We start from the raw sequence: 24,789 nt of genomic DNA, 5'->3' as shown, positions 1-24,789 counted from the left end.
CGCCGCGAGCCTGAGACGGCGGGACGCCATCGTCCAGCTGGTGATCCACGACGACGGAGTCGGCTTCGACCCGGATCGTCGCGCGGCGAGCCGAAAAGGAAAGGGGGGCCTGGGTCTCCTCGGCATGCGCGAGCGAGCGACCTCCGTGGGCGGCACCCTCAGGATCAGATCCAGCCGCCGCGACGGCACGGAAGTCGAGCTGAGCGTTCCCGTGCCGTCGAGCGCCACGGCGCCCAACTGAGCGGGCGCATGTCCGTTCCACCCCGCCGGGGAGGCGCCGCGCGGGACGGGACCCATCTCGGAGGTCATCCGCATGGTCAGCCAGACCGCGACCGACCCGGCCGGCGCCCGACCGGCGTCTCCCGCCGTTTTCGCCACGGACTACTACCGGTTCCACCGTCCACATCTCCATCTGACTCGCCCTTTCGGTGCGGACGGGTTCGGGCGGCGCGCCGAGGCCTTCGCCCGCTATTTCGGCACGCCGGGCTTCGTGGTCGGGCAGACCGTGATCGTCGCTCTGTGGATCGCCGTCAATGCGGCGGGATACGCCCGTTTCGACGTGTACCCTTTCATCCTGCTCAATCTCGTGTTCAGCCTCCAGGCGGCGTACGCCGCCCCGCTCATCCTGCTGGCCCAGACCCGCCAGGCCGACCGCGACAAGGTGCATGCGGACGCGGATGCGCAGCATCGCGAGGAGCTGGCCCGCGTGAACGCGGAGCGGCAGGAGATCGCGGCGCGCCAGTCCGACAAGCTGCAAGAGCTGCTCGAGGCCAACACGCAGCTCACGGAAGACGTGCAGACGATGGCCGCCCGCATCGACACGTTGACGCGCGAGATCCACGGCAAACTCGTCGCCTCGTGACGACGAAACGGCTCGATTCGGTCGACGACGCCCCCGGTGCGGATTCCAGAGCGACGACCCGAGGAGCGCCTGTCGGTGACCGGGTTGATCGACTCCGAGTTCGAGGTCTCCCCGAGGTTACCGCGCAGCCGAACCCGCCCCAACGACGCGCAGGCCGTTGATGATCGATCGGACTCCGGTCACCGAGCGAGCAGCGTAGACTCTCGCGGAGTTGCCCTCCCACGCCGGCACGGTGCCGGTCAGCCAAACGACGCCGTCCTTCACCATCACGCGGATATCCGAGTTCGCCCGGGCATCGAGATCCAGCAGGGCCTTCTCCACGCCCCGCCGAATCACCTCGTCCCCCGAGTCACCGGGATTGTGGCGGACCGAGGACACCCCCTTGATCGGTGTCCTCGAGCTTTGCGGCGCGGGCAGGGCGGCAACCTCGAGGGCGGCCTTCGCCTTCATCGTGATCCATGCATCGGGGTGCGACTCCGCGCGGGCGACGGCGATCGGCAGGAATGCCAATGTCATGACGAACAGGGTGCTCCTGACGCTGAACGCATGTCTGCGGCTCATCCGAGTCTCTCCTTACCGGGCATCCGCCGCCGATTCGGCGTCTCGCCGATCTTCGAGCGGCGCGGGCCGTCGTCCCGAGGCTCGCCCGGACGCCCCAACTGTCAGGCTAGGTCAAGGACCGACGGCTCCCCATGGGGTGAAATCCTACCCGCGCCGCGACGGGATCGCTTCGCGACGGGAGGGGTGACGTCGGAAAGACGCGACCCCTTCACCGACCACGGCGCCGACCGCGGCGGCCACGAGGATGCCCGGTACACTTCCCTGACCGTCGTCGCTCATGGGTTCCCCACTTTCGGTTGACGGAGCCGCTTCCGGTTCAGCAGCACCTGCGCGAACACCTCGAGCCCTCTCCGAAGAAGGCGAATGCCGCGAGTCGCCGCGAAGATGGGCGGTTCCACCGCGGCTCCGATCTCCTCCACCAGATGATCCGCCCGCTCGGACCAGTGGCGTGCCGTATCGATGATTCCTTCCACTTCCATCCTCCGCTCCTGCGCACGCCCTGTGAGATCGCGGAGCCTGTTCACGAGGTCTCGCGTCTCCTGGGCCAGGGGCTTCATCTCCGCCTCGAGCTCCTCGACCGTTCCGACGAGGCGCTCGAGCTGCTTGCGAGACCGGAGCAGCGTTCCGACGAGGACCGGTACGGACACCACGATCGCGAGCGACGCCACGTACAAGGCCACCTCTAGCGCCACGGGTAGCTGATGTTCCATCGTTCCTCCAGGATTCAGTGGGCGATCTTGCGCGAAGGCCCAGCGACTCTCCGACCCCGAACAGCACGGCCAGGTCGCTGCACAGAGGGGACGCCTTGATCTTAGCGAGCGCGTGCCCCTCGAGCTGGCGCACGCGCTCGCGAGACAGGCGGAGCCGCACGCCGACCTGCTCGAGCGTCCGTGCGGCCTCGGGTCCGAGCCCGAATCGCATCCGGATGATCGTCTCCTCGCGGGGATTGAGTTCCCGGAGAATCGACTCGACGCGCTGCGTGACCTCGCGCTGCGAAGCTCGGGCGAACGGCGAAGGGGCCTGCTGGTCGGGGATGAACTTCGCCAGGTCGTAGCCCTCGCAATCGCCGGCGCCGCCCTCGAGCGGCATCGGCTCCCGCCCGAGGGAGAGCGCATGATCGACCTTGCCCACCGGCATCCTGAGCTGCGTCGCGATATCGCGCGGCGTCGCCTTCCGTCCGAGGCGATGGTTCAGATCGCGCGCGGCGAGTTCGATCTTGCGGATCCTCTCGTTCACGTGCACGGGGATGCGGATCGTCCGCGACTTCTCCGCGATCCCCCGCTCGACGCCCTGCTTGATCCACCAGAACGCGTAGGTCGAGAACTTGTGGCCTCGCTCGTGCTCGAACTTCTCCACGGCCCGCAGGAGCCCCACGTTCCCTTCCTGGATGAGATCCATCACGGGCAGTCCGTTGTTCGCGTACCTCTTCGCGATGTGCACGACCAGTCGTAGGTTGGCGAGGATGAGAGCGTCCCGGGCGTCGTTCAGGGAGGTCTTGTGGGTCCGGATCTCGCGGAGCGCGGAGGCCACCGTGGTGTCCGGGCGATTGGGGGCGTAGTGCACGAGCTTGCGGAGGAAGCTCTCGAGCTGACTCAGCGGCCATGCGGCGCCGAGCTTCGGCCCGGACTCGTCCCCCTCGAGGACGATCTCGCGGCAGCTCTCGGGCAGGGCCTGCGCCAGCTTCGCGATCACCAGCCGAGCGCCCTTGAGCTGGCTGGCGAGCCTCGCTTCGTTCTGCTCGTCGAGCAGCGGGGTCAGGCCCATCTCCTGGAGGTAGAGCCGCAGCATCGGTGACGCCGCCCTCAGGACTCCCCTTCTCTTCCCCGGCAAGGCCGGCTCGCTCTCGCGCGAGACGCTCTCGACGGGGTCGGTCGGTTGCGACCGAGGTGGCTTCATGGGCGCTGTCCTCCTCGGCATGGAAATTCGTCGATCCTCATGCGTTGGGACCGTACGCCGTGGAGGCGGACTCATCCATGGGGTGTAACCCTACCGCGTCGCGCGTGATGTCGCGCAACAGCGGCGACGGACCTCCGCCGCTGGGGCTGAGCGTCGTCAGAGCCCCGTGTACGCCCTTCGTCGGCAACCCGCCATCCACGCCGAGAAGTGCTCGAAGCCGATCGTCTCCGTCGGCCCTCGGCAACGCCCGGAGCTTCTCCGGACGATCTCGTCATCCTCGGCCAGGATCGCGGTCGTGGGATCCATGGGACGACACCCCCAGCACGGGCGGGCACTCCCGCGCTTCGATTCCGGCGCGACGAACGTGTCGCGGACGTGGCTGGTAGGGTTTCGCCCCATGGTGGGCGTCCGGCTCGCCAAGTATCGTTCAAGACGAGATGAGATACTCCGCCCTGGGCATCGCCGTGGACCCGCCTGGCACCTGGGCGAACCTCGCCCACCGGACCGTGCTCAAGAAGCCGTACGCGAGCGTGGCCGCGAACGGTCACGCGACGGGACGGCGGAGGAACCCGTGAAACGAAGTCGTCGCGTTCGGCGACGTCATCGGCGACCCGATCAACGCGACGATCGGATCTCGCAGCAGATCAAAGCACGTAACCGGCAGCGACGGAGGCAGCCCACATGAAAGTAATTGGAATCGCCAGCACCGCCATTCTGTCGTTGCTTCTCGGAATCGCAGCCCCGGCGTATGCACAGCAAGAGCAACAGAGCGATAAGAAAGACCATTCCGAGCAGCAACAGGGCAAGCAAGAGAAAGCCAAACCCGCGCAGCAGCATGCCAAACAGCAACCGCAGTCGGGCCGAGAACGACAGCAGCCCCAGCGCGCCCAGCAACAGCAGCAGCAGCAGAAGAAACAGCGGCAGCGCGCCAAACAGCAGCCGTCGTCGAGCCCGGTCCGGCAGCAGCCCCAGCGCGCCCAGCAAACACGGGGCCGTGCACAACCACAGCACCTTCAGGAGCAGCAGCGCGTTCAGCAGAGCGCCTGGCAGCAGCATCGCGCACGGAGCTGGCAATCGGACCACCGCACCTGGCAGCAACGTGGCGGCTACGACGGCTACCGCATCCCCGGCGACCGCTTCCGCGGGTACTTCGGGCCGGAACATGGGTTCCGAATCTCCGGCCTCCCGTTTCTTGTCATGGGCGGATATCCCCGTTTTCAATTCGGCGGCTATTGGTTCAGTCTCGTCGACCCGTGGCCGGAATACTGGGCGAACGACTGGTACGCCACCGACGACGTGTACGTCAACTTCGTCGATAACGGTTACTACCTTTTCAATCGCAGGCATCCGGACGTCGGAGTCGCGATTCGCATCTCGATGTGACGGGCCGACCCGGTGCAGCCTCGGGAGAGGCTGCGCCGGTTGATGAAAAAGCCCGTCGGAGCGCAGGGCAGGAAGGAGTGAGACATGCGTGGATCGGCCCGTGCGATGGCGCTTCTTCTCGTCGTGCTCATGTGCAGCAGCGCTTCGTTCGCGTATTCCGTCCTGACGCACGAGGAGATCGTGGACCTGGTCTGGACCGATGGGATCCAGCCCCTCCTGCTCAAGCGATATCCGGGACTTCCGGAAGACCAGATCAGGGAGGCGCATGCCTACGCGTACGGCGGCGCGGTCATCCAGGATCTCGGCTACTACCCGTTCGGCAGTCGAGAGTTCAGCGACCTGGTTCATTACGTTCGTAGCGGTGACTTCGTTCGCGAGTTGCTGGCCGAGAGCCAGGACGTGGACGAATACGCCTTCGCGCTAGGCTCGTTATCGCATTATGCGTCGGATATCGCCGGTCACCCGGCGGTCAACCACGCCGTCGCGATCGCTTATCCGAAGCTACGAGCGGAGTTCGGCGAGTCGGTTAGGTACGCCCAGAACAAGAGGGCGCACCTGAAAACGGAGTTCGGGTTCGACACGGTGCAGGTCGCGAAGAACCGTTACGCGTCGAAGCAGTACCACGATTTCATCGGGTTCCAGGTGTCCAAATCCTTGCTGGAGCGGGTCTTTCCCGTCGTCTACGGCGTGGAGTTGAAAGACGTGCTCGCCCACGAGGATCTGGCGGTGGGCTCGTATCGCTTCGCCGTCAGCCGTCTGATTCCGCAAATGACACAAGTCGCGCTCAGAACCCATAAGAAGGAACTGAGGTACGAATCGCCGAATTTCGCGAAGCAGAAGTTCCTGTACCGTCTTTCCCGCTCGGACTACGAGAGGGAGTGGGGAAAGGACTACGTGAAACCAGGCTTGGGCACGCGGATCCTGTCAGCTCTCCTGCGATTCGTGCCGAAGATCGGTCCCTTCAGGAAGCTGGGCTTCAACAGCCCGACTCCGGAAACGGAAGATCTGTACATCAAGAGCATCAACACGACCGTCGATCAGTACCGGGCCTTTCTCGAGGGAGTGCGCGCGGGCACGCTGGTGCTTCCCAATTGCGACCTGGATACGGGCCACGCGACCGAGGCGGCGGAATACTCGCTCACGGACGACACCTACGCGAAGCTGCTGGCGCAGCTGGCAGAGCGGAAGTTCGACCTGACGTCGCCGGAGCTGAGAGCCGACATCCTGAAGTTCTATTCCGACCTCTCCGTCCCGATCGAGACGAAGAAGGACCGGGCTCGCTGGCAGAGCATGATGACGTCGCTTGACCTGTTGATTTGCGTGGAGCCGGTGTCGACCGTGGCGAGCGACTCTGCACGCTGACCGCCGTCATCCGGCCCGGCGAGAGCCCGCCAGATCGAGCCGCCGGACCGGCCCCTTCACGCGAGCGGTCGGGGAGAGCGTCCCCGAGTCCGGGCATTGATCCGACGAGACCCGAGCTGGACCGAGTCTAGCGCGATCGGGAAAAGCCCGGGAACGGCTAATCGATCGTGAACCGGACCCGGCTTTCGACGATCCCCGCGTTGATGGCGTAGCGGGTGAGACCAGCGGTGTCATGGATGTCCAGCTTGCTCATGAGATGCTGTCGATGCTTCTCGACCGTCTTGATGCTGATGCCGAGCTCGGCCGCCGCCTGCTTGTTGGCGAGCCCTTCGGCGATCAGCTGGAGAATCTCGATCTCACGCGAGGTCAGGCCGGGGGCGATCTTCTTGTGTCGTCCCGTCGCTCCATGGAAGGAATGGTCCGGACGATCCGCGAGCCTCTTGGCGATGGCCGGGCTGAAGTACTTCTTCCCGTTGTGAACCTCGCGAATCGCCTTGGCGAGAACGAGGGCGGACGACTGTTTGAGCAGGTATCCCGCCGCGCCCAGCTCGATCACCTGCTCGACGTACGCGTCATCGCCGTGCGCGGAAAGGACGATGACCTTGGTGGCGGGCAGCGCCTGGAGAATCTGCCGGGTGGCTTCGAGGCCGTTGAGCAGCGGCATCGCGATGTCCATGACGACCACCGCGGGCAGGAGCTTCCGGGTCAACTGCACGGCTTCGCGGCCGGTCTTCGCTTCGCCGACCACCTCGATGTCGTCGTCCATCTCCAGCAGCACCCGCAGCCCTTCTCGGACGACCGTGTGATCATCGGCCAGCAACACGGTGATGGGCTTCATTTCCTGGCCTCGAGTCGAGCGTTCGGCGATCCGCCGCGCCCGCCGTCGCACGGAATCTGCGCGCTCAGGGTGGTGCCCTTGCCCGGCGCGGATCGGACGGCGAAGGTGCCGCCGACCATCTCGACACGTTCCTGCATGCCGATCAGTCCCAGCCGCCCGACCCTCCGGGAGTGGAGCACTCGTTCCACCTGAAACGACCTTCCGTCGTCGTGGATCTCCATGTGAACGACGCCCCGGATCTTCCGAATGCTCACCGTCACCCGGCTGGCTTCCGCGTGCTTTTCGACGTTGGTGAACGCTTCCTGCGCCACGCGATAGAGCACCGTTCGCTTGTCGCCGCTCAGCTGCTCGACCGCGACGAACGCCGTGAAGTCGACGGGAATGCGCGTCCGCTTCGTGAAGCCCTTCATGAACGAATGGAGGGCGGGAATGAGCCCGAGGTCGTCCAGGATCGGCGGACGCAATTCGCGCGCGAACCGATGCACCGTCTTCATCGACCGTTCCACGAGCCGCTGCGTGCTGGAGATCGTTCCCTTGAGGCCCGTGGTGTTGACGGTGGCTTCCTTCTTCAAGGTCGCCAGCTTGACGTTGATCGCCGTGAGGATCTGGCCGACCTCATCGTGGAGCTCGCGGCTGATCCTCTTCCGCTCCTCCTCCTGCGAGGACAGAAGCTCGTGGGAAAGGCGTCGAAGGTGCTCCTGCATGTGACGGGATCTCTCCAGCAACTGGACGTAATGTCGCTCGCTCTTCTCGAGGGCTTCCTGGACCGCCTCTCGGAGGTCGATCTCGCGTCTCAGTCGCAGCCGGAGTGCCGCCAGCGCGACCGTGCGCCGGCGCGTGGTCAAGCTCGGTCGATCGGATACGCCGTTGTTCTCCAGCGCGGCGCGGCGAGCGATCTCGAACGGTGCGAGCGCCTCGACGCAGAACGCCGCCGCGAGCTTGACCATCCCGGCTCTGCCGCCGGATGACGAGCGCCGAGGCAGGAGGGTGAACAACGCGCGCTCGTGGATTCCGACCAAATCCGAAATGTCCAGGCCGACTTCCATGGCCTCGGTTCCGAGGCTACGCGCCGTCCGCGGGTTCGTCCTCGACTTCAAGACCAGGTGCTTCTGCAACGCCGCCGTGTATCGTCGCGACAACCCGAACGAGTTACCTTCGGATTTGGATCTCATGCGCCACCTCGGCGGAAGCTCCTCTGCCGTGCGCGACCCTTCGCCGGGCGTGTCGCCGGACGACACACCGAAAGCGAAGCGATTATCCGGCCGTCGCCTCGATCTGTCCATGGGGCGAAACCCTACCCGCGCGACCGTGCGGCTCGAGGTAGGGATTCACCCCATCGTAACGCACCGGCGCGTCGCGTAGCGTAGACCTTGGACCGAGGAGAAAGGAGACGACCATGTTGTGGACGATTGCCGTGGTTCTGGGAATCCTGTGGCTACTGGGGTTCCTGTCCAGCTACACGATGGGAGGGTTCATTCACATCCTGCTGGTGCTCGCAATCATCACGGTGCTGATCAGGGTCATCCAGGGGCGACGCGTGCTGTCGTAGACAGCCGTCGGCCGGGCTCGGAGCCCTCGAGGGCTCGATGAGGGCGAAGAGGCGATTCGCAGTCGTTTGGATCATGTCAGTTGAACCGGAGGTACTGTCTTGAGATACATCAGACTTGCGTTTCTCGTGATCGCAGCCGTGGTTCTCGCGGGCGTTCTTGCGCAGCCGGCGCGCGCCGACGTCTCGTTCGACGTGTCCTTCTCCAATCTGAACCAGCACGGATCCTGGCTCGTCTCGGCGCAGTACGGGCACGTCTGGCAGCCGAGGGAATACAACCGGGAGTGGAACCCCTACTACGACGGCCACTGGGTCGACACCGACATGGGTTGGGCGTGGGTCTCGGACTACGAGTGGGGAGCCATTCCGTATCACTACGGGACGTGGTACGCCGATCCGGAGGCAGGGTGGGTCTGGGTCCCGGGGAGCGTCTGGGCGCCGTCCTGGGTCGTCTTCCGTACCGATTCCGATTACATCGGGTGGGCTCCCGTGCCTCCGGGCTTCTCCGTGGGCATGGCGGTCAACCTGGGAGGGGCCTCGAGCTTCGTATTCGTCTCGTCCCATGATTTCCTCGCGCCGAGAATTCGCGCGTCGATCATCCCCATGGACCGCTCGAGCCTGTTCATCAACAACACGACGGTGGTTAACAACATCGTGGTCCAGAACAACGTCGTGATCAATCGCGGCCCCGACGTCCGGATCATCGAGAAGGCCACCGGTCGCACCGTCCGTCAGGAGCCCATCGAGAGCGTCGCCAGAGTGGCGCCATTCGACCACGTCAGCCGCGCTCAACTGGCCATGGCCCCCGAGAGGGCGAAACAGGGCGTCCGAGTCGCGGAGCCGGTTCCCGCCAGCCGCCCACTGCCGGTCGCCGACCAGCGCGGGATCCCCCAGCAGCGCACCTCACCGGCGGACCCGTCGAAGCCTCTGAACGCGCTTCCGGTGGCCCGACCGAACGCTCAGAAGCCGGCGACTCCGGCCGCCGCGGGGATGCCGAGTGGAGCCACCGACAGCGCACAGAAGGCCAGGAATAATGCGTCCGCGGAGCAGAATGCGAGCGCTCAGCGAAATGCCAACGCAAAGGCGACGGAGAGTGCGAACGCACAGCGGAACGCCAACGCGAAGGCGACGCAGAGCGCCAACGCGCAGCGGGACGCCAATGCGAAGGCGGCGCAGAGCGCCAGCGCACTGCGGAGCGCCAGGGGGAGCGCGGAGCAGAATGCGAGCGCTCAGCGAAATGCCAACGCAAAGGCGACGGAGAGTGCGAACGCACAGCGGAACGCCAACGCGAAGGCGACGCAGAGCGCCAGCGCACTGCGGAGCGCCAGGGCGAACGCGGAGCAGAGTGCCAGCGCACAGCGGAACGCCAACGCGAAGACGACGCAGAGCGCGAACGCACAGGCGAACGCCAACGCGAAGGCGGGGCAGAGCGCGAACGCACAGGCGAACGCCAACGCGAAGGCAGACCAAGTCGCGAAGGCACAGCCGAAAGCCAAAGCGAAGCCGGACGCGAAGGCCAAGAAGGACAACCAGGACAAGAAGGATCAGAGCTCCGACAAGGGCACCACGCCGGAGCCGAAGGAAGGAAGCCAGCAGTAGATGGAAGAAGATGGCCGTTGGTCCCCGTCATCGGGCTCGTCGCGACACCGGCGACGGGCTCGATGCCGCGTCTCACGCTGGACCCGCGGCCCCGGGTAGCGACGTAGGGGGTCTCCGACATCGGCAAGATACGGGAGGACTTCGATGAGAACGAAGACGGTAGTTGCTGTCATCTTGATCGCTCTGGGCATCGTGGCGCTCGCTTATCAGGGGATCACGTACACCAGCATGGGAAGGGGCATCGATCTCGGCCCGATGCACGTGACGACCGAGACCACCCACCACATCCCGCTTCCGCCGATCCTCGGAGGCATCGCGCTGGTCGGCGGAATCGTCTTGCTGGCCGTGGACCGGAGGCGCATCGGCCGTGCGGCGTAAGGAGGTGCGCGTTTCCCCACGGTGCCCTGGCACGAGCCTCGGGACGACCCGGTCCGGACCCTCGCCGAGGACGTCCCCGCATTCGGGGAGCTCGACGGGCCGCTCCATAGGTCCGCTTCACGTCCCTGCGCAGGGAGCACTCTGCACACCGACGATCGTGGGACGGTAGGACGCACCCGACCACGAGCAGGACACGACGACGATGGAAACGATGAGCATCGGCGCGACGGTCACGTCCCCGGCGACGGCGGCGGACGAGCCTGCAACGCCTCCCTTGGATCGTCATCCCATGGCTCGCGCCCTCCTCGGGCGACGCGGCCTGTGGGTGATGGGCGCGATCCTCGCCGCGGGCGCCGCCGCGCTCGGGTATCACTGGGCGTTCGGCACGGCCAAGGTCGTCTATGCCACCGCCGCCGTACAGCGCGGCGACGTGGAAAGCACCGTCGTGGCGGCGGGCGTCGTGCAGCCCGTCAAGTACGTCGATGTCGGCGCTCAGACCTCCGGCAAGCTCAAATCGCTGAAGGTCGCGCGCGGCGACCAGGTGGTGGAGAACCAGCTGCTCGCGGAAATCGACCCGGCCCTGGCGGACACGGCGCTCGCGGCGGCCGATGCGACCCTCGCGAGCATGACGTCGCAGCGCGCGGTGAAACAGGCGCAACTCGTGCTCGCCAAAGCCGAGCGCGATCGCAACGACAAGCTCTACGGGGAGCTGCTGATCTCCGCCAACGACCGTGACGTCACCCGGGCCGGTTACGATGCCGCATTCGCGGACGCCGCTTCGGTCTCGTCGCAGATGAAGCTCGCCACGGCGGCGATCGACACCGCCAAAGCCAACGTGGGCTATACGAAGATCACGGCGCCGATGGCCGGCGAAGTCGTTTCCATCAGCCTTCTGGAAGGGCAGACGCTCAACGCGAATCAGCAGGCGCCGAATATCCTGCGCATCGGCGACATCGGCACCGTCACGGTCTGGGCGCAAGTGTCGGAAGCGGACATCGTCCGCGTCAAGCCCGGCCAGGACGTCTACTTCACCGTCCTCGGGGATTCCCGGCGCTGGAGCGGCAAGATCAGGCAGATCCTCCCGACTCCGGAACTCATCAACAACGTGGTGTTCTACGACGTGCTGTTCGATATTCCGAATCCGGAGCGCGAGCTGAAGATCCAGATGACGGCGCAGGTCTTCATCGTTCTGGCGCAGGCGAAAGGCGTTTTGCTGATACCGGCTGCCGCCATCGGCAATGCCGGCGAGGGCGCGGCCGTCAAGGTGCGGGTGCTGAGGGCCGATGGCACCGTCGAACTGCGCGCGATCCGGATCGGCATCAAGAGCGAGATCTCGGCGGAGGTCACGGAAGGTCTCGAGGAGAACGAGAAGGTCGTCATCGGGGGCATCACGGCGCCGGGCACCAAGTCGACCAGCGCCCTGAGCGCTCGCAAGGGCCCCTGATGTCGCCGCCTCTGCTCGAATTGCAAGGTGTCTGCCGTACCTATACGTCGGGAGGCGAGCCGCTGACCGTGCTCACGGAAGTCGGCCTGGCGATTCAGAGCGGCGAGTTCGTCGCCATCATGGGTGCATCCGGCTCGGGCAAGTCCACGCTCATGAACATCATCGGCTGCCTCGACAAGCCGTCGAGCGGCACGTATCGGATCCGCGGCATCGACGTGGCCAGCCTCCCCGGCGATGCGCTGGCGGCGTTGCGTCGCGATACCTTCGGCTTCATCTTCCAGCGTTACAACCTGATGTCCGATCTCTCCGCCGTCGAAAATGCGGAAGTCCCGGCGGTGTACTGCGGCATGGCGAAGACCCAGCGCACGTCGCACGCCAGCGACCTGCTGCGTGAACTCGGGTTGGGCGACCGGCTGGAGCACCATCCGAGCCAGCTCTCGGGCGGCCAGCAACAGCGCGTCAGCATCGCCCGCGCGCTCATGAACGGCGGGCCGGTGATCCTGGCCGATGAACCTACAGGAGCGCTGGACAGCCAGGGCGGCAAGGAGGTCATGGCCATTCTGGAGAAGCTGCACGGGCAGGGGCACACGATCATCGTGGTGACCCACGACAGCGACATCGCGGCGTACGCCCACCGAGTCGTCCGCATCGTGGACGGCCGTATCAAGTCCGACGAGCTGCAGCAGCACGCGGAAACCGTCCGTCAGGCGACACCCGCCGAAACGGCGGAGGACGCCAAGGCTGGCATGGCGGTTCTCGGAGAATCCCTGAAGATGGCGTTCCGGTCGCTGTTGCACAACCGGCTGCGGTCCGCGCTGACCATGCTGGGCATCATCATCGGCGTCGCCTCCGTGGTCGCGCTGATGGCGATCGGCAACGGCGCGAAGCAGGACGTCCTCGAGCGCATTCAGGCCATGGGCACCGACTTGTTGACGGTCATGCGAGGGCCGCCCGCCGTCCGCGCCTCGGCCGTGGTCGTGACCAGCTTCCTGCCCGAGGATCTGCCGTCCATTCGCAGCCTTGCCGGTGTCGACCTGGCGGTCCCGGAATCGACGTCGTCCTCCCTGCTGCGCTTCGGCGACCAGGACCTGACGGTCGCGGTCGTCGGGACCGGCGAGGACTTCCCCCAGGTGCACGATTGGCCGCCGCAGGCCGGCGTGTTCTTCTCGGCGGAACACGTGAAGCGCTACGCCCAGGTCGTCACGCTCGGGAAGACCGTGGCGAGCAACCTGTTCCCCGCGGGTGCGAATCCGCTGGGACAGTACATCCTCATCGGCAGCGCGCCCTTCCTGGTCATCGGCGTATTGAGCACCAAGGGCTTGACCCCGCGGGGCGACGACATGGACAACTCCGTCTGGCTGCCCTACACGACGGCAGGAGCGCGCGTCTCGGGACAACGCTATTTCAATAATTTTGTCGTGAGAGTGAAGCCGGGAGCGGACATGGCCGTGGTGCAAGCCGGACTCCATGCGCTGTTGATGAGGCGTCACGGCAAGGAGGACTTCAACATTCGGAACCAGGCCGACACCATCGCCACGGCCAGTGAAACGCAGAACACGCTCACCTATCTTCTGGCGGCGATCGCCGTGATCTCGCTCATCGTCGGCGGCATCGGCGTGATGAACATCATGCTGGTCTCGGTGACCGAGCGGACACGCGAAATCGGGATCCGGATGGCGATCGGCGCGCGCAGCTTCGACGTGTTGTTCCAGTTCCTCACCGAGGCCGTGATGGTCTGCTTCATCGGCGGCCTGGCGGGTGTCGCCGTCGGCGTTGCCGGCGGTCTTTCGACCTCGGCGATGGCGGGCTGGCGCGTGATCTTCACGGTCGCGCCGATCGTCATCGCCTTCGCATGCGCTTTTCTTACGGGGATCGTCTTCGGCTATCTTCCGGCCAGGAAAGCCGCGCACCTGGACCCCATCGAGGCGCTGGCTCGGGAGTAGGAACGCCGTGGGTCCGCCGGGTCCGGGATGGGCCCGCGAGCGTGTCCCCTCACCGTGGGTAGGGTTCTACCCCATGGAGGAGGGCCGGCGCGCGGCATACCCTACACTCGAGTCAGAAGACAGCTGGCTCCGGATCCCGAGCGGTCCTTGCTCCCATCGCTTCCGTAGTCCTTGTGCGGGCGCGGTGCGGGATCCCAGGCAACACACCACCCACAAGGGAACAAAGGAAAGGCACCAAGTCATGAGAATCCGATTCTTCGCGATTCCTCTCGCACTCCTTCTGGCTCTCTCCGCGGCGGCCGCGACCGGGCTGACCAAGAACGACAAGACGACGCTGCGCGAGGCCGTGGTGGTCCTCGACGCGCTGACGAGCGCCCCCGACAAGGGCATCCCGCAGGAGCTCCTCGGGAAGGCCGACTGCATCCTGATCTTCCCCTCCGTGACCAAGGGTGCGTTCATCGTGGGAGGCAAGGGGGGCCACGGCGTGGCCTCGTGCCGCCAGCCCGACGGGAAAATGGGCTCCGCGGCGTTCTACACGGTCGGTGGGGCCAGCGTCGGCTTCCAGATCGGCGCGCAGTCGGCCGACGTCGTGATGCTCATCATGAACGAGGGTGGGGTCAACCACCTCCTCGCGGACCGCTTCACGATCGGCGGCGAGGCCACGGCCACGGCCGGCCCGGTGGGACGAACGGCCCAGGCGGCGACCGATGCGCAGATGCACGCTCAGATCCTCTCCTGGTCCCGGTCGCGCGGCCTGTTCGTCGGCGCGGCCCTGGACGGCTCGGTGGTGAAGCCGAACCAGGACGCCAACGCGCGTCTCTACGGCGAGAAGACCACCGGGAGGGAGATCCTGGTGAACTCGAAGCTCGACGTCCCGGCCTCGGCTCAATCGCTCGTGGATTCGATCCGCCAACACATGGCGGTCGCCGTCGCCCAGGAACGGTCCGAGACGCGGTGAGCGGGGTCGGTCGCCGTCCCCGTTGCCAGCGCTTCCGCACCATGGCTCGATGATCGCTCACCTGTCGGCTCGCTTCCGGAACCTCCGGGAGCGAGCCGCGTTTCTTTCGGCCGGCGCACCTCGGTGATGACCCCAAGGAGCGAGAAGTAGGGTTACACCCCATGGAGGCGCGGAGTGTCCCGCCGTAGTGTCCAAGGTGGAACGCGGCGCTTCGTATGCTTCGCGAGAGGGAGAACGTCATGTTGTGGACCGTGGCCGTGATCCTGATGGTCTTGTGGCTTCTGGGTATGGCAAGCAGCTACACGATGGGCGGCTTCATCCACGGCCTGCTCGTTCTGGCGATCATCGTGGTCCTGCTCCGGCTGATCCACGGACGAAGACTGACGACTTCCTGATGCGCCTTGCGCTAACCGTCGCCATGTCAATGCTAGCGCCGTTCCGAGGACCTCCCGAGGACACCCGCGATGAGCGCTCGCGAGTCCGGATCGGCGGGCCAGGCGTCGGAATTCCACGTAGGCTCCGCGGTCGACAACGCGACGTCCCGCGCCTTCAATCCAGCGACCCCGTCGTGGCCGTTCGGCGTCGCTCCTCGTGGCTCCGCCGCGCGACGCTCGTCGTGGCCCCGCCTTTCGCGCTGCTCTTGCTCCTGACGGCGGGCATCGTGCACCATGTCTACTTCGATCGGAGCGGTCTCCCGGACCTCACGTCCTTTCTCCGTTTCGAGCCCCCCAGGATCGGCGACGTCTACGACGGCCGGGGCAAGGTACTGATCGAGTTGGCGCGGGAGTACCGCCGGGTCGTCTCCTACGACGAGGTGCCCCCCATCGTGCGCGAGGCCATTCTGGCGGCCGAGGACAAGAACTTCTTCTCCCACTCCGGCGTGGAATACGGCGCGCTGCCGCGGGTGGTGAGGGCGACCGCCCTGCACTCGCTGGCCGCGTGGTGGAGGGGCGATGGGTTCCGTCCGCGCTTTCCCCAGGGGGGCTCGACGCTCACGCAACAGCTCGTCCGCAGCTATTTCCTCCAGGATCTGACGATCCGCGAGAGCAGCGATCTTCCGATCGGCGGCGGACTGACCCCGCGAGTCCTCTCCGCGGTCCTCGGTGTTCGAGCTGCGAACAAGCTCGTCCGGAAGATGGAGGAGGTCCGCCTCTCGCTCTGGCTCGAGAAGGAGATGCGCCGGCGTTACGGATCGCTCGACCGGGCCAAGCGCGAGATCTTCGCCCGCTACGCCAGCTTCATCTACCTGGGCCACGGCCGCTACGGCTTCGCCGCCGCCTCGGAGTATTACTTCGACAAGACCCTGTCGAGCTACACCCGCGAGGACGCAGGGAGAGCGGCGCTCCTGGCCGGGATCAGCAAGTCGCCCAGGGATTACGCACCGGTGCCCGGCGATGCGCGACCCCTGCGCCGCCGCGACGCGATCCTGGTCCTCATGGCACGCAACGGGTGCATCTCCGAGGGCCTCGCGAAGCGCTGCCAGGCCGAGCCGATCCGCGTGCCGGCGCGCAGCCTGGTCGAGACCGACGCCCCGGGGGCGATTGCGAACGTCCTCGAGGAGCTGAAGCAGCACGGCGAGGGCCGCTTCGGGATCGAGGACCTGCTCCAGGGGCGGATCTCGGTCCGCTCCACGGTGGACGGCCGGGCCCAGACCATCGTGAACGAAGCGCTGGAGAACGGCCTGGCCCTCTACGAGAAGCGGCACCGCAGATCGAAGGGGCTGATCCAGGGATCGGTGGTGGTGCTTCGCAACTCGGACGCGGCGATCCTCGCCGAAGCAGGCGGGCGACAGGTCTTCAAGGAGCGCTCAACAAGGTACTCCGACCTGAACCGGGTCACCGGCTCGCTACGGCAGCCGGGCTCCGCGTGGAAGCCGATGGTGTACCTGGCCGCATTCCGCCAGGGGCTCAACCTCGACACGGCCGTGCCCGACGAGCCCATCGAGGTGCCCCTGGGCGCCGATCGCGGTGTGAAGTGGATCGCCAACTACGACAACCAGTTCAAGGGCCTGATTCCGGTCCGCCAGGCCCTGGCCGAGTCCCGAAACGCCGTGGCCGTGTGGATCGCCCGCGAGATCGGCGTGGACGAGGTGAACCGGACCGCCCGGCAGCTGGGAATCCGCACGCCGCTGCAGCGGTACATCAGCACGGCCCTGGGTGCGTCGGAGGTGCGGCTCCTGGAGCTGGCGGGCGCCTATCGCGCCATGGCTTCGGGGGTCCTGGCGGAGCCCCACGTCATCGCCCGGGTGACCGACGCGTCCGGCGGGATCGTGCTCTTCGAGGCGTCCCTGACCGCGCCGGAGATCGGCTCGGACGGGCCGAGCTCCTCCGAGCTGAGCCTGATCCAGGAGGGGCTGCGCGGAGTGGTACGCCTCCCGAGCGGGACGGCTCACGCCCTCGACAGCCTCGACTTCCCGATCCCGGTGATGGGCAAGACCGGGACGACCAGCGACTTCCGCGACGCCCTGTTCGTCGGATCCACCTACGGGCTGCGGGGGATCACCGTGGCCGTCCGCATCGGCTTCGACGACAACCGCGCGCTGGGCGAGAAGGAGACCGGGTCGCGCGCGGCGCTGCCGATCTTCCGCGAGATCATGCTTCGTCTTTACCACGATCGGCTGGTGGGGCCCCTGCCGCAGTTCCCCTGCGAGATCGAGGGGCGGATCGACGATTTCCTGGCGATGCAAGCCGAGCGGGAGGCGGGGCGTGACGGGCGGCTGACGGCCCTCGAACTCGAACTGACCTCCCCTTCCGCTGCGATCTCGGCTTCCACGACCCTCCTGCACCGTGCCGCCTGCGCCCCTTCGATGGCGGCTGCGGCAGCTCCCGCGCGCTGAGCCGCTCCCCCCAATCCCATCGGTAGGGTAACACCCCATGTACCGGTCGATGCCGGCGGAGGATAGTAACGACATCCGCGTGCATCTGAAATCATCTTCGAGGTGACCCGTGAGTTCTGGATCCCCGCTGAAGCCGATCGGGTGGTACCGAGGTTCCGTCGCGGCCTCGCCAAATCCCGGGGCGCACGAGCCTCGAGCGAGCTTCCGGCCGACCGAAAGTCCCGGCCGCAGAGCGGTCGCGGCCGGGCTCGACAGGCTGGATCTGGCCGAGAGTCACGAGCACACGCGCAGGAGCGCCCCGCGCCGGCGCGAACGCTTGTCGGCCGAACCACGTTACGAGTAGCGCCGCGTCAACGCGCGAAGCACGGGAAAACAACGAGAACACGGGTGCTCGACGGTCGGAGCGTGTGAGTCACGGGCGTCCCGTTGCGGATCGGCTCGGTGACGCTCCTGGCCAACACGGTCAGCCCGTGACGCAAGAGGGGGTCGCGATGAAAGGCTACGTGCAAGACATCGATGACGTCGCCGTCAGGAACAACGAGGTCCGCCGGGTGCTCTATACGGCGAAGCACTGCCAGCTCGTCGTCATGGCGCTGAAGACCGGCCGCACATGGGACCGCGGAAACCGAATTGCCGGCCGTCAGAACGACGGAGAAGACCGCAGAGCGGGTCCTGTCTTGGGAGACGGGGGTCGGCAAGAGCTACGTGATCCCGGCCTTCGAGATCTTCGGATTCGACTTCCTGCTGAATCAGGCCGACCGGCACTTCATCGACGCGGAGGCGTACGGGTCGAACCTCTCCACCATCCGTCACAACTTGTCCACCCGATGGGTGGTCGACACCGACCCGTTCTCCGTCAACCAGTTCTTGCATCCGGTTCAGGGATCCATGTACCACGGATTCGCGCGATCAGCGGGGCTCGGCTACTGGAAATCGCTGGGGTACACGCTCGCCGGAAGCGTGCTCTGGGAGGAGGCGGGAGAGAACACCACGCCCTCCATCAACGACCAGATCGCGAGCGGCGTCGGTGGGACTTTCCTGGGCGAGCCGCTCTTCCGGATGGCGAGCCTGACGCTGGAGAAAGGCGGCGCCGAGCCCGGGTTCTGGCGCAAGCTGCGCGCGGCGATCACCTCGCCGCCCACCGGCTTCAACCGCCTTGCGGGCGGCGACCGCTTCGACGCCGTCTTCCCGAGCCACGCCCCGGCCGTCTTCACCCGCGTGCAGCTCGGCGGGAGCCGGACCGCGCAGGTGTCCGAGCAAGGCGACACGCACACCGTCAAACGAGTGGAAGCGACCGCGGACTACTCCATGGCCTACGGGCTCCCCGGAATGCCCGACTATGGCTACGAGCGTCCCTTCGACTACTTCCACTTCGAATTCACGGCGTCCAGCGCCAACACCTTCGAGAACATCATGAGCCGCGGCCTCCTCGTCGGAAGGAGCTACGCGGCCGGTGAGACCTATCGCGGGATCTGGGGCCTCTACGGGAGCTACGACTACATCTCGCCGCAGATCTTCCGGGTCTCGAGCAACGCCGTCTCGATCGGAACCACGGCACAGTGGTGGCTCTCTCGCGGGGTGGCGCTCCAGGGCACGGCCCTTGGCGGCATCGGCTACGGCGCCGCCGGCACCATCCGGGGCGGCGGCGAGCGCGACTATCACTACGGCCTCACCCTGCAGGAGCTCGTCGCGTTCCGCTTCATCTTCGGCGGCCGTGTCACGCTCGATGCGACCGCGCGCCATTACTACGTCAGCGGCATCGCCTCCACGGAGAGCCGGGGATCGGAGTACATCCTCCGCGGTGACACGGCGCTCACCGTGCGCGTCTATCACCGCCACGCGTTCACGCTCAAGTACGTCACCTCGCGCCGGAACGCGCACTACCCCGATCTGGTCGACCGGTACCAGACCGTGGGGACCGTCAGCCTCGCGTACACCCATCTGGGTGCCACGCGGTTCGGCGCGGTCGAGTGGCGCGCTCCGAGCGGGACCGACGCGAATCCGGACTGACCCCGCGAGTCCTCGAAGCCGTCCTTGGTGGTCGAGCCACGAAAAACTCCTCCCAAAGGTGGAGGAGGTCCGGCCGTGTACTCCGGCCGAAACGGCGCTCAGCGCGCGTGCGGCGCGAGCTCGCGGAGGGCTTCGGTCTCGCTCCGGTGAACGGGGAAGCGCGCGTCCAGTCCGACGCGGTGGAAGAGCCGGTGGAGCCTCGGGCTCAGCCCGCTCCACTGAACCTGCGCGCCCCCGTCGATGGCGGACGCCGCAAGCCTCGCCAGGTGCGCCAGGACGAGAGGATGGACGCTCGCGACGTGGGACATGTCGAAGAGGACCCGCGCGCCTTCCTGACCCAGGGTGCGACGCACGAGCGATTCGAGCGCGCCCTGCTCGGACGATAGCGCGTCGAGGCCGAGATGGCCTTGGAAGCGGACGGTCGTCACGCCATCCTTGAGCTCCGAGGCGATCGGCCACAGCATCGTATGGCCCCTCCGTGCCGCTGCGGAGCGTGGGTGATGCGGACACGCCCGCCGCGGTACCGGCCCTCGCTCTGGCAAGCCACCCACCCGCGCCGAAGGAACGCTACCACCTCCCGGGCCGCTTCCCTGTTAAATCCGTGTGACGCCGTCATCTGCATGACCCTTCTCCACTTACGCGCTCCAGCTCCTTCCTCGCGCTCCCGTCCGACTCGACTCAGAAGGCCCACTGCAGCTGGGCGGTCACGAGAAGGTTCCGGTCGGAGTCGAGCTTCGGGAAGGCGGCCTCATCGAGGAAGAACTCGGTCATGTCCAGGCTGTTGACCTTCGAGGTCTTGACCGCGAACGCGCTGCTCCCCTCGGCGTTCACGCCGAGCTTGAAATAGGACGCGCTGACGCTCCACTTGAGGGCGTGCCCCTTGATGTAGCGGGTGAAGTTGAGCGTCGCCTCGCTCCGCTCGTCGCTCGAGAGCTCCTTGTCGTTGTCGGTCTTCGAGTATCGCGCCGACAGCTCCGAGCGCGGCCCGAAGAGGAACCCCGCCTGCACGTAGTACCCCTGCTGGTCGCAGGACAGCCTTCCCTCGAGATAGGCGCCGAGGCATCCCTTCGGGAGATCGATCCCGGGTCGGCCGGTCAGGCCCCCCACGGCGTCGACCTGGATCGTGCGGGTGTAATACTCCGCCGTCACGTTCGCCCGCTTCCAGTACATCTCGAAGTCGGCGGCGAATCTCGCGTCGTCCACCGTTCCGATGGGCGTCCTCGGGTCGTCACGCTTCGGCGTGTCGGTGGAGCGGTACCAGGAGAAGCCCCCCTGGATGCGGCTTCCCGAGGTGACGGAGGCGTCCGAAACCGACTCGACGTCGAGGTAGGGCCCCTTCGAGGTCGCCGTCAGCCGCGCGGCGTATGCCAGCGTCTTGTCGAGGTTCTGGCCCTCGGAGAGCCCCGTCCCGTTGAACGCGCCGAGGCGCCATTCGATCACCCGGTTCGGCGTCCCGCCGTAGAACATCACCCCACGGTCGCGGCTGGGCGCGAACTGGTCCGATGCGATCGACCGAGCGGTCATCTGGAGGAGGTAGTCCGAGACCAGCTCCTGCCGGCCGTAAGGCACCTTGAAGGCGCCGATCCTCACGCCGGCGGCGGTCCTCGGAGCGAGGTCGACGTAGGCGTCGAGGGTCTTCACCGTCCGGTTGTCCTGCGTCTCCTGTCCCGCACGGATGTCGAGCTGCGGAAAGCTGGGGGAGGCCGAGGAGAACTGCCATTCCGGAATGAACACCCGCCGTAGCCCTTCGTCGTTCCCGGCGAGGTCCGCCTCGACCCGGTAGGTGATCCACGGTTCGTGGAGCGACCCCTTGGCGAACAGGCGGAAGCGCCGGACCTCAAAGGACGGCTGCGTGACGCCGACGTTCTCGACGGTGAACGGCGGCACGACCTCGTAGAACTGCGAGCGCCGCCACTGGTCCTGGTCGAGGAGCTGGAAGCGGAACTGGGTGTACATCCCCAGGTTCAGCGTCGTGCTCCCGTCGTCGCTGGAGAACGTCACGCCGTTCCCCGGCTCGACCCGCACGGGTTCCGCCGCCTTGACGGCCGTGACGAGCATCGCCGCGAACGAAGCGATGCCGAAGAATCCGAGACCCCTTCTCCGCATGCCCCCGCCTCCTGGCTCGCGGGCGAGGGCGCCGGATTCCGACGCGCCGCCGCGGTCCGGGGCACGCTAACGGGGGCCCGTCACGAAACCGTGACGCGAATGTGACGGCTCGGAGACGGGCCGATGGGATCGTGTCGGGCGTGCGAAAAGAACCTTCACGCAATCGACACGTGGGCGTCAAGAGACCGTCGCGGGCGGGTCGTGTAGTAGGCGCGCCGGCGGGCCGCGCGAGTTCGATCGGTGCGCCGACGGCGCGTCGCAGAGTCCGAAACGGAATGAACCAAGGAGGAGCGCCCGTGAAGAAATCGACCCTGACCCTCGTGCTCGCCGCCGCGGCCCTCGCGGTCTGCTTCGGCCCGGCGTGGGCGCAGACGTGCGTCCCGGCGATCTGCCAGGCCGCGAACAACACGGCCGACGTCCACATCGCCTTCCTCGGCGCGACGGCGCCGGCCCCTTCGATCATGCAGGCGGCGACCGAGCTCTACGGCGCCGCGATCAAGGACTGCACGAACAACGTCCGCGTCTTCAAAGGTTGCCGCGATCTCGACGGCAACGCGGGCAACGGCGCCGAGACCTGCGTCGAGGCCCTCTTCGCCCAGCGGAACGGCTCCTGCGAAGGCGTTCAGGCACTCGACCGCAAGGAGACCAGCTTCCTCGTCTGCGACCCCGCCGGCGGCGGCGGCTCCGGCGGCACCCGCAGCATCGTCGGTCTCCTGGACGAGAACGGGAAGCAGATCTACGCGAACTTCACCAGCTCCGACGTGCGATACCAGCTCTGCGAGCCGGTGGTCACGGCGTCGACGATCACCCGTCCGACCGTCTTCGACAGCACCGAGGACCCGGTGTTCGTCGAGCCGTTCTCGCTCATCGTCAACCGGGGCATCGAGACGTACCTTCCCGCCGCCTCCAAGCCGTCCCCGGCCGACTGTCCGTACGGCGCCGGCGACTGCGTAAAGCTCGACCTGTCGATCTCGAAAGACCAGGGGAAGGACATCTGGGGGAACAACAACCTCTGCGACTGGCGCTGGGTCAGCCCGAACGTGACGGGCACGAACCCGCTGACGATCGGAACGGTGATCCGGAACCGGCTCTCCGGGACGCGTCGCAACTTCAACGCGACGTTCCTCGAGACGGTCAGCCCGGGCCAGGGGAACATCTTCGAGGCCGGATCGGGCGGCTTGGTCGGCGCGGTGAACACCAACCAGTGGTGCGGCAACACGCCGTCGCTGTGCGGCGAGAACCAGTCGACCGGCGCGCTGGGCGGCGGGGCGGTCTCGCCGGCCTGCAACGCGTCGGCCACGGTGATCAGCGCCGGCCAGCTCGGGGGCGACCGTCTCGCCATCAGCGACAACAACACCCCCGCCGACCCGTTCGACGACTACGCGATCCGGGGCGCCTCGGGCGACAACTACGACGTTCTCCAGTACGACGGGAAGTACTACAGCAAGGTGAACATCCGGTGCGGCCGGTACGACTACTGGTCGCAGGAGCGGATGTACTACGACAACGACTCCACTCCCGACGGCTCCGGCAACCCTGGTTACTACTTCCCTCCGGGGAGCATCAGGGAGGCCGCGGTTCTAGAGCTGATGGCCCGGGCCGCGGCGGACGCGGTGAGCGACCCGACCGTCGTGGCGAACAGCCAGATGCTCGTGTCCCGCGCGCGCGACGGGGCGCCCGTGTTCCCGTCGAGCCCCTACAACGCGACGCTCTGCGCCAAGCCGTAGCGGAAGAGGAGTGTCGAGATGAACAAGACACCCAAGGCCGGATTCGCGCGGCTCCGGGCCGTTGCGGCGGTGGTCGGGATCGCCCTCGCGCTCCTGGCGGCAGCGACTCCCGGGCTGGCGAGCAACCCGAACATCAATTACCAGCGGGGCCACCTGTTCTACCTGGCGTACGAGAACTCGCCGTCGGGGCCCGAGTACCTCGTGGATCTGGGCGACGAGAGCGTCTTCACCAACGCGACGACGAACGTCACCCTGCCCGACGTGAGGGCCGGCGACTTCGCGTCGATCTTCTCGGGGATCACACCTAACCTGTGGGTCGGGCTCTTCGGTATCCAGAACCCCGTGACCCTCGACGGCATCCTGTCGGCCAACGGTCCCAAAGACGACACGCAGTTCAACTCCAGCTCGGTGGTCGGCGCGGTCCAGCAGATCGACACCTGGGGAACGGGCCTCGCCGCCTTCTCGTCGCCCGTCGGCTCGAGCGCGAACGCGGGACAGTTCCCCGGGGCCGTGAACGGCTCCTACCAGGCCACGCTCAACGGCTCGAGCCAGGGATCGCTGGGCAATAACGTCCAGTGGAACGTCGAAACCCGTCTCTCGAGCTCCGCCGGCACCCGGATCGGCCCGACGAAGATCCACTTCGACTCGGCGGTCAACAACCCGACTTCGGGGGCGAATTCGCGCGCCGTCGTGGGGATGTTCACCCTCTTCACCGACGGGACCGTCCTCTACCAGCCGGACCGTGACGGTGATTTCCTGCCTGACGTGCCCATCGGAAGCGACCCCAACGCGGACAAGTGCCCCGGCGTCAACAGCACGAACAACACCGACGCGGACGCCGATAGTCGGGCGGTTCCCTGCGACTGCAACGATGCGGACGCCACGGTCTGGTCCGCGCCCGGAGAGGCCACGGGGATCGCCTTCTCGAGCCACACGGCGCTGGCCTGGTCCGCCCCGGCCGACAAGGGAGGCACGGCCGCCCTGACGTACGACGTCCTCCGCGGCACGCAGACGGTGGGTGGCACCGCCCCGACCTACAGCTGCTTCTTGACCGGGACCGCATCGGCGAGCTCCACGGACTCGGACGTCCCGACGCTCGGGGGCAGCCCGTTCTTCTACCTGATCCGAGCCATCAACCCGTGCCCCGGCACCCTCGGGGACGGCCCCGTCGGCACGGGACAGAACACGAGCGGTCCGTTCGCCCGCGTGGTGCCCACCTGCCCTTGAGGAGGGACGCCCGAGGTTTCGCAAGAGGACAGTTGTTCGAAAGCAGAGCGGCACGGAGGCGAGTCTCGATCCGTCCGCGCCCATCGGCGGGACGGGTCGAGGCTCGCATCCGT

At 66.7% G+C, this 24,789-nt stretch carries 22 protein-coding genes; 16 read left to right on the top strand and 6 right to left on the bottom strand.

From position 1 onward, the window contains the following. Both LAO51_00485 and LAO51_00480 read left to right on the top strand, forming a co-directional pair. A partial coding sequence (locus LAO51_00485) for a histidine kinase (protein MBZ5637210.1) occupies positions 1-241 on the top strand: 241 nt, incomplete at its 5' end. Positions 242-313: 72 nt separating this feature from the next. Continuing rightward, positions 314-862: a DUF1003 domain-containing protein gene (locus LAO51_00480; GenBank protein MBZ5637209.1), complete on the top strand. Its 549-nt coding sequence runs from the start codon at positions 314-316 to the stop codon at positions 860-862. Between the two features lie 117 nt (positions 863-979). Here LAO51_00480 and LAO51_00475 read toward each other — a convergent pair whose 3' ends face one another. Both LAO51_00475 and LAO51_00470 read right to left on the bottom strand, forming a co-directional pair. After that, the gene (locus LAO51_00475; protein MBZ5637208.1) at positions 980-1,423 is read right to left on the bottom strand and encodes a BON domain-containing protein; all 444 of its coding nucleotides are present in this window, start codon (positions 1,421-1,423) and stop codon (positions 980-982) included. A gap of 144 nt (positions 1,424-1,567) precedes the next feature. After that, the gene (locus tag LAO51_00470) at positions 1,568-3,319 is read right to left on the bottom strand and encodes a sigma-70 family RNA polymerase sigma factor (GenBank protein ID MBZ5637207.1); all 1,752 of its coding nucleotides are present in this window, start codon (positions 3,317-3,319) and stop codon (positions 1,568-1,570) included. A 437-nt stretch (positions 3,320-3,756) separates the two neighbouring features. Between LAO51_00470 and LAO51_00465 the strand changes: the two genes are divergently transcribed. From LAO51_00465 to LAO51_00455, 3 genes are all read left to right on the top strand, one after another. Further along, a complete protein-coding gene (locus LAO51_00465) occupies positions 3,757-3,894 on the top strand; it encodes a hypothetical protein (GenBank protein MBZ5637206.1) in 138 nt (45 codons plus the stop codon). A 106-nt stretch (positions 3,895-4,000) separates the two neighbouring features. Then, entirely contained in the window at positions 4,001-4,702 is a 702-nt protein-coding gene (locus LAO51_00460; GenBank protein MBZ5637205.1) for a hypothetical protein, read from the top strand. Positions 4,703-4,807: 105 nt separating this feature from the next. Further along, positions 4,808-6,064 carry a zinc dependent phospholipase C family protein gene (locus tag LAO51_00455; protein MBZ5637204.1) on the top strand — a complete coding sequence of 419 codons (1,257 nt, stop codon included), beginning with the start codon at positions 4,808-4,810 and terminating at the stop codon, positions 6,062-6,064. Positions 6,065-6,221: 157 nt separating this feature from the next. On the opposite strand, the gene LAO51_00450 is transcribed toward LAO51_00455, so the two are convergent. Both LAO51_00450 and LAO51_00445 read right to left on the bottom strand, forming a co-directional pair. Next, entirely contained in the window at positions 6,222-6,902 is a 681-nt protein-coding gene (locus LAO51_00450; protein MBZ5637203.1) for a response regulator transcription factor, read from the bottom strand. Further along, the gene (locus tag LAO51_00445) at positions 6,899-8,074 is read right to left on the bottom strand and encodes a sensor histidine kinase (GenBank protein ID MBZ5637202.1); all 1,176 of its coding nucleotides are present in this window, start codon (positions 8,072-8,074) and stop codon (positions 6,899-6,901) included. The genes LAO51_00450 and LAO51_00445 overlap by 4 nt, the downstream gene beginning before the upstream one ends. Before the next feature lie 224 nt (positions 8,075-8,298). Between LAO51_00445 and LAO51_00440 the strand changes: the two genes are divergently transcribed. The 9 genes from LAO51_00440 to LAO51_00400 all read left to right on the top strand — a co-directional run bounded on the left by LAO51_00440 (position 8,299) and on the right by LAO51_00400 (position 19,616). After that, on the top strand, positions 8,299-8,451 hold the full coding sequence (locus LAO51_00440; protein ID MBZ5637201.1) for a lmo0937 family membrane protein: 153 nt from the start codon (positions 8,299-8,301) through the stop codon (positions 8,449-8,451). 99 nt (positions 8,452-8,550) lie between these two features. After that, complete coding sequence (locus LAO51_00435; GenBank protein MBZ5637200.1) at positions 8,551-10,047, top strand: hypothetical protein; 1,497 nt, start codon at positions 8,551-8,553, stop codon at positions 10,045-10,047. Positions 10,048-10,191: 144 nt separating this feature from the next. Continuing rightward, entirely contained in the window at positions 10,192-10,425 is a 234-nt protein-coding gene (locus LAO51_00430; GenBank protein ID MBZ5637199.1) for a DUF3185 domain-containing protein, read from the top strand. 202 nt (positions 10,426-10,627) lie between these two features. Further along, on the top strand, positions 10,628-11,869 hold the full coding sequence (locus LAO51_00425; GenBank protein MBZ5637198.1) for an efflux RND transporter periplasmic adaptor subunit: 1,242 nt from the start codon (positions 10,628-10,630) through the stop codon (positions 11,867-11,869). Continuing rightward, entirely contained in the window at positions 11,869-13,812 is a 1,944-nt protein-coding gene (locus LAO51_00420; GenBank protein ID MBZ5637197.1) for a MacB family efflux pump subunit, read from the top strand. Before LAO51_00425 ends, LAO51_00420 begins: the two co-directional genes overlap by 1 nt. Before the next feature lie 241 nt (positions 13,813-14,053). Then, on the top strand, positions 14,054-14,770 hold the full coding sequence (locus tag LAO51_00415) for a lipid-binding SYLF domain-containing protein (protein ID MBZ5637196.1): 717 nt from the start codon (positions 14,054-14,056) through the stop codon (positions 14,768-14,770). A 239-nt stretch (positions 14,771-15,009) separates the two neighbouring features. Continuing rightward, entirely contained in the window at positions 15,010-15,165 is a 156-nt protein-coding gene (locus LAO51_00410) for a lmo0937 family membrane protein (protein MBZ5637195.1), read from the top strand. A gap of 221 nt (positions 15,166-15,386) precedes the next feature. After that, a complete protein-coding gene (locus LAO51_00405) occupies positions 15,387-17,606 on the top strand; it encodes a penicillin-binding protein (GenBank protein ID MBZ5637194.1) in 2,220 nt (739 codons plus the stop codon). Positions 17,607-18,236: 630 nt separating this feature from the next. After that, positions 18,237-19,616 carry a DUF3943 domain-containing protein gene (locus LAO51_00400; protein ID MBZ5637193.1) on the top strand — a complete coding sequence of 460 codons (1,380 nt, stop codon included), beginning with the start codon at positions 18,237-18,239 and terminating at the stop codon, positions 19,614-19,616. Positions 19,617-19,714: 98 nt separating this feature from the next. Here LAO51_00400 and LAO51_00395 read toward each other — a convergent pair whose 3' ends face one another. After that, on the bottom strand, positions 19,715-20,080 hold the full coding sequence (locus LAO51_00395; GenBank protein MBZ5637192.1) for an STAS domain-containing protein: 366 nt from the start codon (positions 20,078-20,080) through the stop codon (positions 19,715-19,717). Positions 20,081-20,294: 214 nt separating this feature from the next. After that, entirely contained in the window at positions 20,295-21,722 is a 1,428-nt protein-coding gene (locus tag LAO51_00390) for an OprO/OprP family phosphate-selective porin (GenBank protein MBZ5637191.1), read from the bottom strand. A gap of 296 nt (positions 21,723-22,018) precedes the next feature. Here LAO51_00390 and LAO51_00385 point away from each other — a divergent pair, with 296 nt between their 5' ends. Then, positions 22,019-23,449, top strand: coding sequence for a hypothetical protein (locus tag LAO51_00385; GenBank protein ID MBZ5637190.1), 1,431 nt, complete (start codon positions 22,019-22,021; stop codon positions 23,447-23,449). Positions 23,450-23,467: 18 nt separating this feature from the next. Beyond that, complete coding sequence (locus tag LAO51_00380; GenBank protein MBZ5637189.1) at positions 23,468-24,676, top strand: hypothetical protein; 1,209 nt, start codon at positions 23,468-23,470, stop codon at positions 24,674-24,676. The last annotated feature ends 113 nt before the right edge of the window (positions 24,677-24,789 follow it).

The organism is Terriglobia bacterium (assembly GCA_020073205.1).
Taxonomy (GTDB): Bacteria; Acidobacteriota; Polarisedimenticolia; order Polarisedimenticolales; family JAIQFR01; genus JAIQFR01.
Note: the sequence above shows the minus strand (reverse complement) of the source record. Positions and strands in the feature narration are given on the sequence as shown.